The organism is Burkholderia sp. Ax-1719 (assembly GCF_011753055.1).
In the GTDB taxonomy this organism is placed as follows: Bacteria; Pseudomonadota; Gammaproteobacteria; order Burkholderiales; family Burkholderiaceae; genus Paraburkholderia.
In genome coordinates, this window is the sequence record NZ_VWWJ01000002.1 from 411,113 (window position 1) to 428,505 (window position 17,393).

Here is a 17,393-nt window from a genome sequence, read left to right on the forward strand (position 1 = left end):
CGAGGCCTTGAGGTTATTTAAAGCAGGAAGCCAATGGCGTTCAATGCGTCCGTCGAATCGATCAGGCGGATCACTTTCTGCACAAGGCGCGGCTCATCGCCGTCGAAGCGGATTCGATGCGTGAGATCGGCGGCGAAAATCGTCGGAATGGAGCGCTTGTAGGCCACGATAATCTGAGCCGATTGCACTTCCACCACATCCGCTTCGTCGCTGGCGAGCGTAAAGCGCGACACCGTACGCACCGTGCGCGCCGCATCCGATGCCGAAGCGGAGTAGCCCGAAGTCATGCGCTCCACGCGTTTCTCGCGCATGTCCTGATCGTCGTAGGCGTAGTTCAGCGTGGCGGCGAAGTCCGTGGTGGCCGGATCGATCGGCACTACGTAGAAACCGGCGGGATCCCACAACTGCAGCCACTCGCGATATTCGCGGCGGTCGAGCATTTCGGCTTCGCGCCAGATGAAGCGCACGGCGCGCGAAAACGTGTCTTGAGACATCAGCTTGTTGCGGTCGTCCATCATGCCTCCATCATCTTGCGCCACTGCGCATAAGCTTCGCGCATGCCGGTTTCATCGGTTGCGTGCGCGGTTTTTTCGCCATTGGGCGCGGTGGTTTCGCGGTTCAGACCGCGATTGACGAGAATCGGCGTATTGGCGCCCGCATGCGAGCCGCGCTGCACACGTTCCCACGCTTCCGCGTCGTCGGGGCTGCCGAAGCCGAACGGGCCCTGGAAGTGTTCATGGATACGCAGGCGCACGCGGTTCGCTTCTTCCGGTCCGCCGTCCATTGCCAGCGCCACGTGGCGGATTTCGGTTTCGTCGGCGGAAATCGGCCGCAGCACGCGGAAGAACGCCATCGACAACGCAAGATTCGGGAACAGGTTGAGATTGAAGCCCACGCCCATCAGCGAGCGCACGATGCGGCGCACTTCTTCCGGCGTGTGCTTTTCCGAGAGCTGCGCGGCCAGTTCATCGAAGCGCTCGGGCAGCGGCGCGCCGTCGTCCTGATCGAGATCGACGAGTTCCGGTACCAGCACGGCCAGGCTGTGGCCGTTGCCGAGCGAGCGGCAAAAGGCTTGATCGCTGGTCATGAAGCTCGTGATAACCGCCGTGGTTTCTTCATCGATCGATTTGAGCCACGATTTATGTACTACCGGGAAGTGATAAAGGTCGGTGGTATTTTCGAGCTGGATTTTCCAGTTGCCCTTGAAGCGGAACTTATGTTCGCCGTTCGACTTGACCGGATAACCCGCGCCTTGCTTCATGAACAGATCGATCCACGGCTTGGCGCCGCCGAGGAAGTCTTCGAGCGGTTCGATCTCCGCATTGAAGCTCGCGAAAATCAGGCCTTGATAGACGCCCACACGCAGCTTTTCCAGCGGCAGATCGCCCTTTTCGCAGACGCCTTCGTAGCCGTCGCCGTAGGGCAGCGCGCGCAGCGTGCCGTCGAGCGCGTACGACCAGCTGTGATACGGGCAGGTGAAGCCTTTCGCGTTGCCCTTGTGTTCCTCGCACACCGTCGCGCCGCGGTGGCGGCAACGGTTTTGCAGCACATTGATCGCGCCGGTTTTATCGCGCACGACGATCACCGGCTGGCGGCCGATGGTGGTGGTGCGAAAGTCGCCGGGATTGGGCAGTTCGCTTTCGTGCGCGACCCAGATCCACGTCTTGTAGAAGATGCGGTCGAGTTCGGCTTCAAACAGCGCCGGATCGTAGTAGAGGGACGGCGCGATGCGGTCGGCCTGCGCGAGTCCGCGCAGCGAGCTCGTGTCGATGCTTTGCCAGGTTTCGCTCATGATTTAAGGGTATCGAGGTGAATGCGGGGATGAATGCTTTGCTTCGCTTGGGCGTTGAATAGCGCGTAGATGAAGTGTCGTTCCGCTCGTGTCATGCGTCAAATTGATCTAAAATTGGTCGACACATAAATCGGATGGATATCACATGCAAACGCTCGATGGCATCGACCTGAATCTGCTGCGGGTCTTCCTTGCAATCGTCGAGGAGCAGAGCCTGACGAAAGCGGGCGAGCGTCTCGCGCTCTCGCAGCCCGCGATGAGCTATTCGCTGGCGCGTCTGCGCGCGTTATTCGACGATCAGCTATTCGTGCGCACGCGCCACGGCATGCAGCCCACGCCGATTTCGCAGGAGCTGGCGGTGATCGTCGCGAGGGCGCTCGATTCGGTGCGTGAGGCGCTTAGGTATGCGGAACGTTTCGATCCGCTGGTGAGTACGCGGGCGTTCCGGCTGTCGTTATCCGATGCGGGGGAAATGGCGTATTTGCCGTCGATCTGCGAGGAAGTAAAGCGGCTCGCGCCGCGCATCAAGATCTGTATCGAGCCGCTGCCAGTCGGGCAGATCGAAGAAGCGTTGCGGGCGCGCAAGCTGGATTTCGCCATCGGCAATTTGCCGGAGCTGACTTCGCGCACGCGCCATCAGGTGCTATTCGAAGAGGGATATGTGTGCGTGCGGCGTCGTCGGCCGGAAATGGCGAAGAGCCAGCAGATGACGCTGGCGGAATTCGTGGAAGGCACACACGTGCTGATCCGTTCGGTCGAGCATAGCCATCACGCCATCGACGACGCATTACGCTCGAAGGGCGTGGCGCGCAATATCGGCCTGGAGGTGCCGCACTTCGTGGCGCTGCCGGGTGTGCTGGCCGTAACCGATCTGATCGCGACCTTGCCGCGCCGCCTCGCCGGGATTCTGGCGCAAGGCGGCGGGTTCGAGATTTTCGAGTTGCCAGTGGAGATCCCGTCGGCGGCCGTGACGATGCACTGGCACGAGCACTTTCACGAGGACGAAGGGATCGCGTGGATGCGCGACCTGCTGATGAATATCATGCGGCGCTTCGCCGGGCCGGCCAGCGCCGATGCGTCCGCCTCGGCTGGCGCGGCTACGGCTACGACCGGCCGCGCCGGCAAGAAGCCCGCGGTCAAACGTCCAGGATCAGCATCGGCGAGCGCGAGCGCGAAACGCAGCAGCAAATAACCTTGTTGCTCGCGCGTTCGGCCTTGCTCAGGCAATGGTCGCGATGCTCGGGCTCGCCTTCGGCCACGTCGACCATACAGGTGCCGCACACGCCTTCGCCGCACGAGGTGTCGATCTCGATGCCGATGGCGGCGAGGGCGTCGACGATCGACTGCTCCTTGCCCACGCGCACCACCTGGCCGCTGCTGGCGATCTTGACGTCGAATTCTCCCTGCGCCGCGCCGCTATCCATCGCGGCCACGGCGGCGGGATCGGCCCCGAAGCGCTCCAGATGCACCTGCGCGACGCCCGGCGTCGCTTCGCCCACGCTCACCACTTCGTCCATGAACGGCGCGGGGCCGCAGGTGTAGACATGCGCGCCGTCCCGCACCCCGGCCAGACACTCGCGCAGTGCCGCAGCCAGATCGCCGTTGCCGATGCCGAAGTGAAAGCGCACGTGGGATGCGAACGGCTCCTGCGCGAGCACGGGAAGAAACGCGGCGTGCGCTTCGCTGCGCGCAAAGTAATGGAGCACGAATGGCTCGTTGCGCGCGGCAAGCCGGTACGCCATCGACAGCAAGGGCGTGATGCCGATGCCCGCGCCGATCAGCACATGCGCGCTCGCCTGGGCGTCCAGGCGAAACAGATTGCGCGGCGGCCCGACCAGCAGTTCGCAGCCGATGCCCACGTCGTCATGGAGCGAGCGCGAACCGCCGCGTGACTCGGGTTCGCGTTTGACGGCGAAAAGCTGGAACGCGCTGAACGCCGGATCGCCACACAACGAATACTGGCGGGTGATGCCGGAGGGCGCGGTGACGTCGATATGCGCGCCCGGCTCATAGCTCTCGAAGGGCTGGCCGTCGACGCGGGCGATGCGGAATGAACGGATACCGTGGGCTTCGTCGCGAATGCTGTCGACGCGGACCTTGAACGTGTTGGCTTGCATGATGACACCGGGCGGGGGAGGGACGTTGACTGTGATGCCACGAAGGGCAGCGTGTGAGCGGAGCTTATCCACTCCCCTTTGATCCGGCAAATTGATGAAAATTAGTAAGTCAAATCCATGTGCCTGATATCTGGAGGGCTTTTCGCGACTTTACCCGGGAAAACCCTCATCAGGACGGACCCCTGACGTGCCGACATGCAGTTGCCACAGTCCGACGTTGCGTCCGATGTTGCCATTCTCCCGAGCGTCATCGTCATGCCCTGCTGGTGAGCGGTATTGCACGGTCGTTCTCATTCGCACGCGGTGAGCGGCGAGCTAGAACTCGCCTAGTAAGGCGAGACGCTATATATTGGGGGCTTTGCCCGGGGCCGGAGCGGCCTCGGCGGCGGCTTTCCGTTTGAGCCGACTTCGTCACGCGATGGCTACACCTGCTTTGCCGAAGGTTATGCGCCATGAGAGCAGCAGATCGCGTACGATCTTCGTCCGCTGTTTGGCCGCATGGCAGCAACACTGAACTGGCAGGACCAAAAGAGAGCCTGGGAGGGCTGATTGTGATGTCGCGCGAGCGAATGGGGGAGGTACTGGAACCTAGCCGTCTGGCTATCCGGTGGGGAGGCATTCTCGGCCTCCTGTGCCACCCCATCTATTGGGTCGTCTGGACCTATGTGCTGCCGCAGCCGTACGACAATCTGTTCGTGCGTCTGAGCGCAGCGCTCGTGTGCATCCCGTTGATTTTTCAGGCGCGCTGGCCGCAGCGCTTCAACAACTGGCTGCTGGTGTACTGGCACGCGTGCCTGATCTACGTTTTACCGCTCGCCTGCACCTTCCTCACGATCAGAAACGGCTTCTCCACCATGTGGATGATGACCGAGGTGATGATGATCTTCATCCTCGCGCTCTGTATCGACAACCCGGTCCTGCTGCTGGCGTGCCTGGGCATCGGCGTGGCCGCGGGCTCGGCGGCGGCGATGCTGACCTCGCCAACGCCCATCGTGTTGAGCGCGGCCACCCAGGCCGATCTCGCGCTGCTGCCAGTGGTCGTGCTGTGCAGCATGGCGTTCAGCCATGCGATCAGCAAGGGACGTATTTTCGTCGCGAAGAATCGCGCCTTGCAGGCGCTCGCGGGCTCCATCGTGCACGAGATGCGCAATCCGCTGAGCCAGTTGAAGCACGTGCTGGACAGTATCGAGGCAACCTTGCCCGCCACGCACGATGCCCGCCGCTCGACCATGATCTCGCCCGAGGACGCGGCCTCGCTCTATCGCCATCTCGCGCAGGGCAAGATGTCGATCGAGCGCGGACTGCGCGTGATCGCCATGACGCTGGACGAAGTGGGCACCAAGGCCATTCGCCCCGAGCGGCTCGCCTATCTCAACGCGGCCGCCACCACGCGCAAGGCGCTCGACGAGTACGGTTTTGCCGATGAAGCCGAGCGCAACAAGGTGCGCCTGATCGTGCGCGAGGACTTCACCTTCCGCGTCGATGAAACCGTATATCTGTTCACGCTGTTCAATCTGATCAAGAACGCGCTGCATCAGATGGCCGCGCAGCCGGCCGCCACGCTCACGCTGACGATCGAGCGCCACGCAATCAGCGTGCGCGATACCGGCGGCGGCGTGCCGCCCGAGCTTATGCCGCATCTGTTCAGTCCGTTTCGCACCGCGAGCAACACGGCGGGAACCGGGCTGGGCCTGCTCTATTGCCAGCGCGCGATGGAGGCGTTCGGCGGCAGTATCGAGTGTCGCTCGGAACCCGGGCAGTTCACCGAATTCACCTTGCGCTTTCCGCCGGTGCCCGAGCGTGAAGTGGCCGAGTACGAGCGCGAGATTCTCGATCGCGCGATGCCCGTGTTCGCGGGCAAACGCATTCTGATCGTCGACGACGACGAGCACCATCGCACCCGCACGCGGCGCGTGCTGGCGGGCCTGGGCGCGCTGGTGAGCGAGGCTGGCAACGGCCAGACGGCGCTGGCGATGCTGGGCGACAGCGAAGCGCCGCCTTCCGATCTGGTGCTGCTCGACGTCAACATGCCGGTGCTCGACGGCTATGCGGTGGCGGAAAAGATCCGCGCGAATCATGCGCATCCGAATCAGGGCGTGCCGATTGCCGGCTATACGGTGGAGGAAGGCAACGTCGCGCAGGTGCGCGCGCGGCGCGCGGGCATGGATATCGTGATCGGCAAGTCGGGCGGTGCGATGGGGCTGATCGTCGCCCTGGAATCGCTGTTCGCTAGCGGCAAGCGCCGCCGCGCCTATGGTGGTTTCGACGGGCTGCTGGGCAAGTCGATCCTGGTCGCCGACGACGATGTCTATAGCCGCCAGGTCGCCAAGGCGGTGCTCGAACGCGGCGGCGCGCGCGTGGTGGAAGAGGGCCACGGCCAGGCGGTGCTGGTGCGCCTGCAATCGGACATGGCCATCGACGCCATCGTGATCGACATGAACATGCCGGGCATGGGCGGCGTGGAAGCCACGGCGCGGATTCGCGCGGGCAGCGACCGCTATGCGGCGACGCCGATCATCGCGCTGACCTCGCAGTCGGATATGGAAGCGGTGCGCGAATGTATCGCCGTGGGCATGAACGACGTGCTGGTGAAGCCCGTGCAGGCCGCCACGCTCTACGCTTCGCTGATGACGCACCTGGCGCGCGTGCATACGCCAGCAGTGCGCGTGCCGCCGGTCGCAGAATCGGCCAGGAACGAGGTGCTGGCGCTCGATGAACGCGACCTGCTCGACGAACGGCATCTCGACGAACTCGTTGGGCTGGATATGCTCGACCAGACTTTCCTCGATGGCATCGCCCAGTTGCGCGCCCTGATCGGCGAGATTGCGAAAGCCGCGCGCGCGAAGGAGATCGACGCGACCCACGAGGCGCTGCATCGCCTGCTGGGCGTGAGCGGCAATATCGGCGCGAAGGCCCTGCATGCGTTCGGACGGCGCATCTATCCGTCGATGGTCGAAGGGCGCTGGCCGCTGGAGCCCGACTGGGTCGAACGCCTGGGCTTGCTGGGCGCGCGTTCCGCCGATGCGCTCGACGCCTACTTCGAGTCAGTCGCGTCGCTGCGTCCGCAATTGCTGCGCTGAATTTTAGTTCGTTGCGCGTGAAACGATTGCGCGCGCGGCTTTGGCTCAATCGGGCATTAGCGCAGCGTCTTGAACTGGATGCCCGGCCAGGCGAGTGTCGGCATGCGGCTTGCCAGGAATGCGTGCAGTTCCTCCACCTGTGCGGCTTTATCGGAATCTTCCGGCCTGATGAGGTAATAGGCGTCGCCACTGCCTACGGCGGTTTTGAACGGCAGCACCAGTTGACGCGCATCGATTGCGTTGGCGCACAGCGCCAGATCGCCAATCGAAATGCCATGGCCCGCGGCCGCTGCGGCAATCCCCTGTTCGAGCATGTCGAACACCTGGCCACGGGCGAGGTCGACGTTCGCTTCATGCCCACTGGCTTTGAGCCAGCGCCGCCAGTCACGGCGATCGGGCGACGGATGAATGAGTTCGCACGCCGCGAGATCGGCTCGCGCAGCCGCCGCGAGCGCGCGTGAGCAGATAGGGATCAGCCATTCGTCGAACAGCTTGATGCTGTGCGTTTCCGTGCCAAACCCGCCTGCGCCCAGCAGGATGGCGCAGTCATACGGCTCGCTGAAAAAATCGACGGTATCGACATCCATCCAGACGCTGGTGATCTGCACCTCGAAGGCGGGCTGTGTCTTGCGGAATGCCGCGAGCGCGTCGAGCAGCCAGCGCATCGTCAGCGTGGACGGGGCCTTGAGCCGCAACACGTCATGACGGGTGCGAAACAGCGTGCAGGCCTCTTCGATCTGATGAAAGCCGCGCCGTAACCCGGCAGCAAAAAGCTGTCCTTGCGTGGTGACGCTTAATTTCGGCCCTTGCCGCACGAATAGCTTGCGCCCGAAATAATCTTCGAGCGTCTTCACATGCTTGCTGACCGCGCTTTGCGTCAGGCTCAGCTCCTGGGCGGCAAGCGTAAAGGAACCAGTGCGGGCTGCGCTTTCGAACGCGCGCAACGCGTAAACAGGGGGTAGGGGCTTGGCTTTCAAGACGGGTATCCACATGAATAAAAGTCATGCTTGCGCACAGTATTTTCCGTTTTTATCGGCGCTGCTGTGCGGCAATACTATACCTTCAGCCGACATTTCAGGAATCTCCCCAGTAAAGCCGCTATGTCGTCGGCGCTCGGCTCCGGTTTTTATCTCGACTTTTTCTCATGAATCTCCATGCCTCGCTTCTGCTCGCCTATTTTGCGGCGATCGTATTGCTGATCGCCACGCCCGGCCCTGTCGTGATGCTCGTCGTCGGCACTGCAGCGCGACGGGGCGCGTCTCAGGGCGTCCTGACCGCAGCGGGGGCGAATGCGGCGAGCCTGCTTTTGATCGCGTTGGCGACGCTGATGGTATTCGGTGTGGTGATGGTCAGCGATCGCCTGCTTGGCTGGCTCCAGTTACTGGGATGCGTCTTCGTTTCGCTGCTCGCGGTCCGGACGTTGTATGGCGAATGGCGTACATCGCGGCCATCGCAGCCATCGACCACGCCTGGTGATAGAACCGCGCAAGACGCCGGGCCCGCATCGCGCCGTTTGCCCGCTGTCTTTCAGGGCTTTTTCGTCGGCATTGCCAATCCCAAGGATGTGCTGTTCTTCGTCGCATTCTTTCCGCAGTTCATTGGCATCACCTCGGACTCGCGCGCGAGCCTGGCGATTCTGGCAGCACTCTGGATTGTGGTCGACTTCACGATTCTGAGCGCTTATATCCTTGCGTCCAGGCACCCGCTGATCCACCGGCAGCAGCGCTGGATTGCGGTTCTCTCAGCGGGCTTCCTGCTCGTGGTGGCAATGGCGGGGCTGGCAGGCGCCGCGCGCGCTGGCGTCTAGCGTCATAAACTGGGGTGCCATGCAGCCGGCGAAATATTTTTCGCGTTCGCCACAATATTCCTGCGGCTGAAACGTCTTCAGACGCATGGAACCGCCACCCACCTCGCAGCCGATGACCGACCGAGACAGCGAAATCACCGCGACCGTGGTGCGTGAGCGCACGAGGCTGGTCAATTTCATCCGGCGTCGCATCCGCGACCAGGATGATGCCGAGGACATCCTTCAGGACGTGTTTCACGAATTCGTGCAGGCCTACCGGCTTCCCGCCCCGATCGAGCAGGCGAGCGCGTGGCTGTTTCGTGCCGCGCGCAACCGCATCGTCGATCGTTTTCGCAAGAAGAAAGAGCAGCCGCTGGCCGAGTTTGCCGAAACCGGCGACGACGCCGACAGCGAGTATCGCCTCGACCTGGCGCTGCCCTCGCACGACGCCGGGCCGGAGGCCGTCTACGCCCGCAGTCTGTTGCTCAAGGCCTTGCAGGAAGCGCTGGACGAGTTGCCGACGGAGCAACGCGATGTCTTTATCGCGCACGAACTGGAAGGGCGGTCTTTCAAGGATCTGGCGGCGCAAAGCGGTGTCGCGCTCAATACGCTGCTGGCGCGCAAGCGCTATGCCGTGCTGCATCTGCGCGCGCGGCTACAGCCTGTTTATGACGAACTGGATATTTAAAGGAGTCGACTGATGAGGTTTCGAATTAGATGTGCGGGGAAAGCGCTGCTTGCTGTGGTGGCCATCGTCGTGCTGGGATGGGTCGTGATGACCCTGTGGAACTGGGTGATTCCGGCGCTATTCGTCGGCGCGCGCACGATTGACTTCGCGCATGCGCTGGGGTTGCTGGTATTGAGCCGCATTTTGTTTGGCGGATTTCGCGGTCATGGCGGCGGGCGCTATCGGCGTCACTGGCGCAAGTGGGAAGCCATGACGCCCGAGGAGCGCGAGCAGTTCCAGTCGGCATGGCGTGCGCGCCACGCACGGCGCACGGGAGATGAAGCATGAGCGTGAAATCCACTGCCGACTGCAAACAGAAGCCGGGCGTCATTGCGCCCGTGGTCGATCTGAAACGCTGCGAAGGCAAGGGCGATTGCCTGGAAGTTTGCCCGGAGAATGTGTTCGAGATTCGCCGGATCGATGACGCGGATTATCGCGAACTGGGTTGGGGAAATCGGCTAAAGCTGCGCGTACACGGAATGAAAGTCGCTTATACGCCGAATGCACAGGCCTGCCGCTCATGCGGTCTTTGTGTGACGGCGTGCCCTGAACGCGCAATCAAACTCGCGAGAACGGCGTAGTGCGAAATATCGCTGTGATGCCGGGTTAACTGAAAACGACACAAAGTTTTCCATAAACGCCATTGACGCTTACATTCTGTCTAAATGCCGTTCTCCTTCTATTGCAGCGCTTAATGGCGGCCTCTACTGAGCCGGTCGGCAACTTTACGTCCCGTGACGTTGCCGTTCCCCATCAGAGGACGTCATGCGAATTGCTTCCGCTTCTCCCTCAACGCAATCACGCGCGAGCGCTGCGGCCAGGCTTGAGCGTTTGCCGCTTTCCGGCTACCACAAGCTGATTTTTACCATCATCGCGCTGGCGTTCTTTTTCGACTCGGTGGATCTCGGCACGATGACTTTCGTGCTGGGTTCGATCAAGAAAGAGTTTGCACTCTCGAACGCACAGGCCGGGCTGGTGGCGAGTTCGAGCTTCTTCGGTATGACGCTTGGCGCGGCGGTGGCGGGACTGCTGGCGGATCGCTTTGGGCGTCGGCCCGTATTTCAATGGAGCATGGTGCTCTGGGGCGTAGCTTCGTATCTGTGCTCGACAGCGCACGATATGAATTCGCTGATTATCTACCGCATTCTGTTGGGCTTTGGCATGGGCATGGAGTTTCCGATTGCCCAGGCGCTGCTGTCCGAGTTCGTGCCCGCGGCGAAGCGTGGCCGCCTCGTCGCACTGATGGACGGTTTCTGGCCGCTCGGCTTCATCACGGCGGGGATCGTCTCGTACTTCGTGCTGCCCGTGCTGGGCTGGCGTACCGTATTCGCGCTGCTTGCGATTCCGGCAGCTTTTGTGCTGGTGGTGCGCAGGGTCGTGCCTGAATCGCCGCGTTGGCTTGAACATCGCGGTCAGGCGGATGAAGCAGATCGCGTCGTCGCACAGATCGAGGCGCGTGTGATGCGTTCCGCCGGACTGTCGAGCCTGCCGCCGCCTGCGCGTCTGGTGGAGTCCGCGCCTGTGCGCGGCCGCAGCGCGCTGCGCGAAATCTGGAGCGCAGCCTACCGTCGCCGTACGGTGATGGTGTGGGGGCTCTGGTTCTTCGCGTTGCTGGGATTCTATGGACTCACATCGTGGCTGGGCGCGCTGTTGCAGCAGGCGGGCTTCGAGGTCACGAAGTCCGTGCTGTATACGGTGTTAATTTCGCTAGGCGGCGTGCCGGGTTTTCTCTGCGCGGCGTGGCTGGTCGAAGTCTGGGGCCGCAAGCCCACCTGCGTGGCGTCGCTGCTGGGCGGCGGCGTGATGGCCTACGCCTATGGGCAGACCGCGCTGCACGGCGCGAGCATTCCGCTGCTGTTGGGCACGGGCCTCGTCATGCAATTCTTCCTGTTCGCGATGTGGGCCGCGCTTTACACCTACACGCCCGAACTTTATGGCACCGGCGCGCGTGCAACCGGCTCGGGATTCGCATCGGCAATCGGGCGCGTCGGGTCGTTGATCGGGCCTTACGCAGTGGGCGTGGTGTTGCCGTTGTTCGGGCAGGGCGGCGTGTTCATGCTGGGCGCGTTGTCATTTGCCATTGCTGCGCTCGCGGTCTGGACGCTGGGTATCGAAACCAAAGGATTGTCGCTCGAAGCACTGACGTCGAGCGATGATGCCGCGATTGCAGCGCCAATTGCGGGCAACGAGGTCTGGGAGAAATAAGCGAAGCGCGTCCAGCTATGAACGATTGCGGTGTTGCGGTTCGCCAGCGCGACCACGTTGCAATTCAATGAATCTCGACGCGAAGATCGAATAGAAAAACTGGCGCAGGGCATTAGACACGATCACTCTCCAGCCGAAGCAAAATGATCGCGTTGAATGCAACAGCCATGCCATCCATCAATTCTGCATATTACTGATGCGTAAGGCGAACCGCGTGCCCTCAAATAGTGCCGCGCGGTTCGCCCATAGCGCATTAATCCCCAACATAGGGCGCGCACTCTCTGCGAACGCGGCAGTTCAAGCGCAACGCTCCACCAGCTCAACGCCCCGCCAAACCCTTTAAATACCGCGATTTTTCAATCACGGTTGAAGCACTGGCACAGATCTCGCTAAACGAGTCTGCGAGAGGTGCGAAGTAATTTGCATCATCTTAGGATCGCTAGGGTTCCGGTCGCTGCGCAGGACGATGTCGTATTTAGTCCGCGCCCGATGCCTGGTCCGAGAGCAATCCGGTCTCGTCTCCCACCTTCGTTCCGAGGGCGGTGCCGAGGCTCCACGGAGGGATAAAAGCCCGGGAGGTCGCGATGTCGTTTGATCGCCCTCTCACGCTTATTCCCTTCGCCACCAGGAGCCTCCATGCCGTCCAGCCTCCACGCTGAATTCGCGCTAACCGAATTAGCCAGTCAAGCACCGCTGTGGGAAACCGTGATTCCCGCAGGCGCGCATTGGTCCGGCATTCTGCGCCGCGGCCTCACGCTGCGCATCGTCGATCTCGAAGGCGGTGCGAATCTCGCCGCCGTGTTCCATCGTCAGGAAGATCCGCTCGAACGCTACAACATGGCGGATACGCTCAAGGCGCAGCACACCGCGCATCTCACGCGCGGCCACGCCTTGCATACCGATATGGGCCGCGTCATCGCGTCGATTACCGGCGATACGCTTGGCTGGCACGATCCGCTGGGCGGCGTGGGCGACGCCGCGCTGTTCGCGCGTAAATACGCTGCAAAGCGCTATCAGGATCATCGCAACGAGATGATCCGAAATGGCCGCGACAGCCTTGTACTCGAACTCGCGAAATACGGGCTGGGCGCGCGCGATCTCGTTGCCAATGTGAACTTCTTCAGCAAGGTGTCGGTGGGCGAGGACGGCTCGCTCGAATATGTGCCGCGCCATTCTCAGGCGGGCGCTGCGCTCGATCTGCGCTTCGAAATGAATACGCTTGCGGCGTTCTCCACTGCGCCGCATCCGCTCGATCCTCAACGCGACTACGCACCGAAGCCGGTGAAACTGATCGCATGGCGCGCCTATGCCGCCGATGCCCGCGCGCCCGAAGACGATCTCTGCCGCGCCTCGTGCGCCGAGAACGGCCGCGCCTTCACCAACACCGACCGCCTGTTCGCCTGAGGAGCCGCCATGCCGATCATCGAAAGCGCGCTCGACGCGCGCCATGCCCATTACGACTTCACGCTCCCCGCAGGCGAGCCCTGGCTTTATGACCTCAAGCGCGGGCAGACGCTGCGCATTGTCGATCTCGAAGGCAATCAGGCCGTCGATACGCTGTTCTATCGCAGCGCCGATCCGGTCGAACGCTATAGCGCGCAGGACACGATTCGCGCGCAACGCAATCTGTATCTGAGCGCCGGCAGCGTGCTGATGTCGAATCTGGGCAATCCGCTCCTGACCATCGTCGCCGATACCTGCGGGCGTCACGATACGCTCGGCGGCGCGTGCGCGGCGGAGAGCAATACCGTGCGCTATGCGCTCGACAAACGCCATATGCATAGCTGCCGGGACAGCTACCTCAACGCGCTCGCGCATTGCACCTGTGGCGCGGCGGCCTTGCTCGGCAAGCGCGATCTCGTCAGCAATATCAACTTCTTCATGAACGTGCCGGTGACGCCGCTGGGCAAGCTCACGTTCGAAGACGGCATTTCCGCGCCCGGAAAATACGTGGAAGTACGCGCAGAAGAAGACGTGACCGTGCTGATCTCGAACTGCCCGCAACTCAACAACCCCTGCAACGGCTATAACCCCACGCCGGTGCGCCTGCTCGTGTGGGAGGCGTGATGGCGTTCGACAAGATCCTGATCGCCAATCGCGGCGAAATTGCGTGCCGCGTGATTCGCACGCTCAAGCGTCTGGGCATTGCTTCGGTGGCGGTGTATTCGGAAGCCGATCGTCACGCCATGCATGTGATGCTGGCGGACGAAGCCATCTGCATCGGCCCGGCGCCGGTGGCGCAGAGCTATCTGAATGCTGCGGCTATTCTCGACGCCGCGCGCCAGACGGGGGCGCAGGCCGTGCATCCGGGCTACGGCTTTCTGTCCGAAAACGCGGCGTTTGCGCGTGCCTGCGAAGCCGCGGGCATCGCGTTCATTGGGCCGCGCGCCGATCAGATGACGGCGTTCGGCCTCAAGCACACGGCGCGCGAGATCGCCCAGGCGAACGGCGTGGCGCTGTTGCCCGGCACCGGTTTGCTGCCCGATGTGCAGGCTGCGCTCGAAGCGGCCGGCGCGCTGGGTTATCCGGTCATGCTCAAGAGCACGGCGGGCGGCGGCGGTATCGGCATGTCGTTGTGCCGCGACGCGGCGCAGCTTGAAGCGGCCTTTGCATCGGTGGCGCGGCTTGGACAGAGCAACTTCGCCAATGCGGGCGTGTACCTGGAAAAGTTCGTCGAGCATGCGCGCCATATCGAAGTGCAGATTTTCGGCGATGGAAAGGGCGGCGTGATTGCGCTGGGCGAACGCGATTGCTCGGTGCAGCGGCGCAATCAGAAGGTGATCGAGGAAACGCCCGCGCCGGGATTGAGCGCACAGGAGCGTGAGTCTTTGCACGCAACAGCGGTGCGTCTCGCCCGCGCGGTTCAATACGCCAACGCGGGCACGGTGGAGTTCGTATTCGATGCGCGCGAGCGTGCGTTCTATTTCCTAGAAGTCAATACGCGTCTGCAGGTCGAACATGGTGTGACCGAAGCCGTTTATGGCGTCGATCTGGTCGAATGGATGATTCGTCAGGCCGAGGGCACGCTCGCGCCGCTCGACACGCTGGCGGTCAAAGCGCCGCACGGCGCGAGCGTGCAGGTGCGCGTCTATGCCGAAGACCCGAACCGCCAGTTCCAGCCGAGTTCCGGACTGCTTACGCATGTGGTGTTTCCGGACGACGTGCGCGTGGATACCTGGGTCGATGCGGGCACGGAAGTGAGCGCCTTTTACGATCCGCTCGTGGCCAAGATCATCGCGACCGCCGACACGCGCGAAGCCGCGCTCGCGAAACTCACGAGCGCGCTCGAACGCACGCAGCTTTACGGTATCGAGACCAATCTCGACTACCTGCGCGCGGTGGTGGGATCGGCGACCTTTGCAGCGGGCGAGCAGACCACCGCGTTTCTGGGCCGGTTCCTGTTTGCGCCGCATACCGTTGATGTGCTCGACGGCGGCGTGCAGACTACCGTGCAGCAAACGCCAGGACGCCTGGGCTATTGGGACGTGGGCGTGCCGCCATCGGGGCCGATGGACGATCTGTCGTTCAGTCTTGCTAATGAATTGCTAGGCAACGAAGCCAATGCTGCGGGTCTGGAATTCACGATGGTCGGCGCGACGCTGCGTTTCAATTGCGACACGCTGTTCGTGCTGGGCGGCGCGCCGCTGGCCGCGACGCTGGGTGGCAAGCCCGTGCCGTTCTGGCAGGTTATGCGCGCGGCGGCGGGCAATGTGCTCAAGCTGGGTGGCGTGACAGGGGCCGGCGTACGCGCGTGCCTGGCGGTGAAGGGCGGCTTGCAGGTGCCCGATTATCTCGGCAGCAAGGCGACATTTACGCTGGGCCAGTTTGGCGGTCATGCGGGCCGCGCGCTGCGCAAGGGCGATGTGCTGCATCTTGCGCCCGGCGCTGGCAAGGGCGAGGCAGGCGCGGTACTGCCTTCGGAGCGCATTCCGGCGCTCACGCACGCATGGGAACTGGCGGTGCTGGACGGCCCGCATGGCGCGCCGGATTTCCTCACGCGCGAGGATATCGCCATGCTTTACGAGGCGCGCTGGACGGTGCATTACAACTCCAGCCGCACGGGAGTGCGCCTGATTGGCCCGAAGCCGCAATGGGCGCGCACCGACGGCGGCGAAGCGGGCCTCCATCCGTCGAATATTCACGACAACGCCTATGCGATTGGCGCAGTGGATTTCACGGGCGATATGCCGGTGATTCTCGGACCGGACGGCCCGAGCCTGGGCGGGTTCGTCTGCCCGGTGACGGTGGTGGGCGAGGAGCTGTGGAAACTCGGCCAGTTGCGGCCCGGCGATACGGTGCGTTTCGTTCCCGCGCGGAAAGAATCGCAAGAGGACGCGCACGAATGCGTGCTCTATCGCAGCGCGCCCGCGGAAGATGGCGAGGAGTCGGCCGTCGTATTCCGCCGCTCGGGCGATCGCAATCTGCTGATCGAATACGGTGCGCCGGTGCTCGATCTCAAGCTGCGCTTTCGCGTGCACGCGCTGATGAACTGGCTCGCCGATCATCGCGTGCCCGGTATTGTCGATCTCACGCCGGGCATCCGCTCCTTGCAGGTGCATTTCGACCCCGCGGTGTTGTCGCTCGAACGGCTGATCGATCACATCAAGTGTGCGCAGGCGCAACTGCCCGCCGTCGATGCGATGCGCGTGCCCAATCGCATCGTGCATCTGCCGCTGTCCTGGGATGATCCGTCGACGCGCATCGCCATCGAGCGCTATATGCAGAGCGTGCGTCCCGATGCGCCCTGGTGTCCTAGCAACATCGAATTTATCCGCCGCATCAACGGGCTCGACAGTATCGACGACGTGAAGCGCATCGTGTTCGACGCGCGTTACCTCGTGCTCGGTCTCGGCGACGTCTATCTGGGTGCGCCGGTGGCGACGCCGGTGGACCCGCGCCATCGTCTCGTCACGACCAAGTACAACCCGGCGCGTACATGGACGCCGGAAAACGCAGTGGGCATCGGCGGCGCCTATATGTGCGTGTACGGCATGGAAGGCCCCGGCGGTTATCAGTTCGTGGGGCGCACGGTGCAGATGTGGAACCGCTATCGCTCGACGGCAGAATTTGCGCCGGGCCAGCCGTGGCTGCTGCGCTTCTTCGATGAAATCCGCTTCTTCGAAGTGAGCGAGGCGGAACTGGCGGAATGGCGCAGCGAATTCATCGCGGGGCGGCGCGCGCTGCGCATCGAGGAATCCGTGTTCGATCTTGGCGAATACGAGCGTTTCCTGCGCGACGAATCTGCTTCGATTGCCGCTTTCAAGACTACGCAGCAGGCCTCGTTCGAAGCGGAACGCGAACGCTGGCGCGCCGCGGGCCACGCCGAATACGTGGGCGAGGCCGGTGCGGAAAGCGCGGCTCAAGCGGCCACGCCGGATGCGCTCGACGACGATTGCCGGGCCATTGGCGCGGATGTGTCGGGCAGCGTGTGGAAGCTGCTGGTGGCCGAGGGCGAACGCGTCGAAGAAGGCCAGGACGTGGCGATTCTCGAATCGATGAAGATGGAAGTGACAGTGTCGGCGCTCGCGGCGGGCGTGGTCGAATCGCTCGCGTGCGCGGAAGGCGACGCGGTCACCGCAGGGCAGCGGCTGATGGTGATCCGCATCGACGCCGACTGCACGGCTTCGGTAACGGCAACAGAAAACATCGGCGACGAGGAGGCCGAATGCCAATGAATGCGCTCACA

14 protein-coding genes and 1 riboswitch are annotated in these 17,393 nt (G+C 62.9%); of the genes, 10 read left to right on the forward strand and 4 right to left on the reverse strand.

Annotated features, from left to right (window positions below; genetic code table 11):
- Positions 1-17: 17 nt before the first annotated feature.
- On the reverse strand, positions 18-518 hold the full coding sequence (locus F3J17_RS06865; RefSeq protein ID WP_167055172.1) for an aromatic-ring-hydroxylating dioxygenase subunit beta: 501 nt from the start codon (positions 516-518) through the stop codon (positions 18-20).
- The gene (locus tag F3J17_RS06870; RefSeq protein WP_167055174.1) at positions 515-1,792 is read right to left on the reverse strand and encodes an aromatic ring-hydroxylating dioxygenase subunit alpha; all 1,278 of its coding nucleotides are present in this window, start codon (positions 1,790-1,792) and stop codon (positions 515-517) included. The genes F3J17_RS06865 and F3J17_RS06870 overlap by 4 nt, the downstream gene beginning before the upstream one ends.
- Positions 1,793-1,937: 145 nt before the next feature.
- Here F3J17_RS06870 and F3J17_RS06875 point away from each other — a divergent pair, with 145 nt between their 5' ends.
- Positions 1,938-2,984: a LysR family transcriptional regulator gene (locus F3J17_RS06875; protein WP_167055176.1), complete on the forward strand. Its 1,047-nt coding sequence runs from the start codon at positions 1,938-1,940 to the stop codon at positions 2,982-2,984.
- Here the strand turns inward: F3J17_RS06875 and F3J17_RS06880 are convergent.
- Positions 2,929-3,909, reverse strand: a complete 981-nt coding sequence (locus tag F3J17_RS06880) for a PDR/VanB family oxidoreductase (protein WP_167055177.1) — start codon at positions 3,907-3,909, stop codon at positions 2,929-2,931. The two genes, F3J17_RS06875 and F3J17_RS06880, sit on opposite strands and share 56 nt — an antisense overlap.
- A 548-nt stretch (positions 3,910-4,457) precedes the next feature.
- Between F3J17_RS06880 and F3J17_RS06885 the strand changes: the two genes are divergently transcribed.
- Positions 4,458-6,989, forward strand: a complete 2,532-nt coding sequence (locus F3J17_RS06885; RefSeq protein WP_167055579.1) for a response regulator — start codon at positions 4,458-4,460, stop codon at positions 6,987-6,989.
- Between the two features lie 56 nt (positions 6,990-7,045).
- On the opposite strand, the gene F3J17_RS06890 is transcribed toward F3J17_RS06885, so the two are convergent.
- Positions 7,046-7,966 (reverse strand): LysR substrate-binding domain-containing protein, encoded by a 921-nt coding sequence (locus F3J17_RS06890; protein WP_205194663.1) that lies wholly within the window; start codon positions 7,964-7,966, stop codon positions 7,046-7,048.
- Positions 7,967-8,181: 215 nt separating this feature from the next.
- Between F3J17_RS06890 and F3J17_RS06895 the strand changes: the two genes are divergently transcribed.
- The 8 genes from F3J17_RS06895 to F3J17_RS06930 all read left to right on the forward strand — a co-directional run bounded on the left by F3J17_RS06895 (position 8,182) and on the right by F3J17_RS06930 (position 17,382).
- The gene (locus tag F3J17_RS06895) at positions 8,182-8,796 is read left to right on the forward strand and encodes a LysE family translocator (protein ID WP_240160835.1); all 615 of its coding nucleotides are present in this window, start codon (positions 8,182-8,184) and stop codon (positions 8,794-8,796) included.
- Between the two features lie 85 nt (positions 8,797-8,881).
- On the forward strand, positions 8,882-9,463 hold the full coding sequence (locus tag F3J17_RS06900; RefSeq protein ID WP_205194664.1) for a sigma-70 family RNA polymerase sigma factor: 582 nt from the start codon (positions 8,882-8,884) through the stop codon (positions 9,461-9,463).
- A gap of 12 nt (positions 9,464-9,475) precedes the next feature.
- On the forward strand, positions 9,476-9,790 hold the full coding sequence (locus F3J17_RS06905; RefSeq protein WP_167055183.1) for a hypothetical protein: 315 nt from the start codon (positions 9,476-9,478) through the stop codon (positions 9,788-9,790).
- Positions 9,787-10,083, forward strand: a complete 297-nt coding sequence (locus F3J17_RS06910; protein WP_167055185.1) for a ferredoxin family protein — start codon at positions 9,787-9,789, stop codon at positions 10,081-10,083. Before F3J17_RS06905 ends, F3J17_RS06910 begins: the two co-directional genes overlap by 4 nt.
- A 184-nt stretch (positions 10,084-10,267) precedes the next feature.
- A complete protein-coding gene (locus tag F3J17_RS06915) occupies positions 10,268-11,707 on the forward strand; it encodes an MFS transporter (protein WP_167055187.1) in 1,440 nt (479 codons plus the stop codon).
- A 428-nt stretch (positions 11,708-12,135) separates the two neighbouring features.
- Positions 12,136-12,287, forward strand: a riboswitch (guanidine-I (ykkC/yxkD leader).
- A 56-nt stretch (positions 12,288-12,343) separates the two neighbouring features.
- The gene (locus F3J17_RS06920; protein WP_167055188.1) at positions 12,344-13,111 is read left to right on the forward strand and encodes an urea amidolyase associated protein UAAP1; all 768 of its coding nucleotides are present in this window, start codon (positions 12,344-12,346) and stop codon (positions 13,109-13,111) included.
- A 9-nt stretch (positions 13,112-13,120) separates the two neighbouring features.
- Positions 13,121-13,774 (forward strand): urea amidolyase associated protein UAAP2, encoded by a 654-nt coding sequence (locus F3J17_RS06925; RefSeq protein ID WP_167055190.1) that lies wholly within the window; start codon positions 13,121-13,123, stop codon positions 13,772-13,774.
- Positions 13,774-17,382 carry a 5-oxoprolinase/urea amidolyase family protein gene (locus tag F3J17_RS06930; protein WP_167055192.1) on the forward strand — a complete coding sequence of 1,203 codons (3,609 nt, stop codon included), beginning with the start codon at positions 13,774-13,776 and terminating at the stop codon, positions 17,380-17,382. The genes F3J17_RS06925 and F3J17_RS06930 overlap by 1 nt, the downstream gene beginning before the upstream one ends.
- Positions 17,383-17,393: the final 11 nt, after the last annotated feature.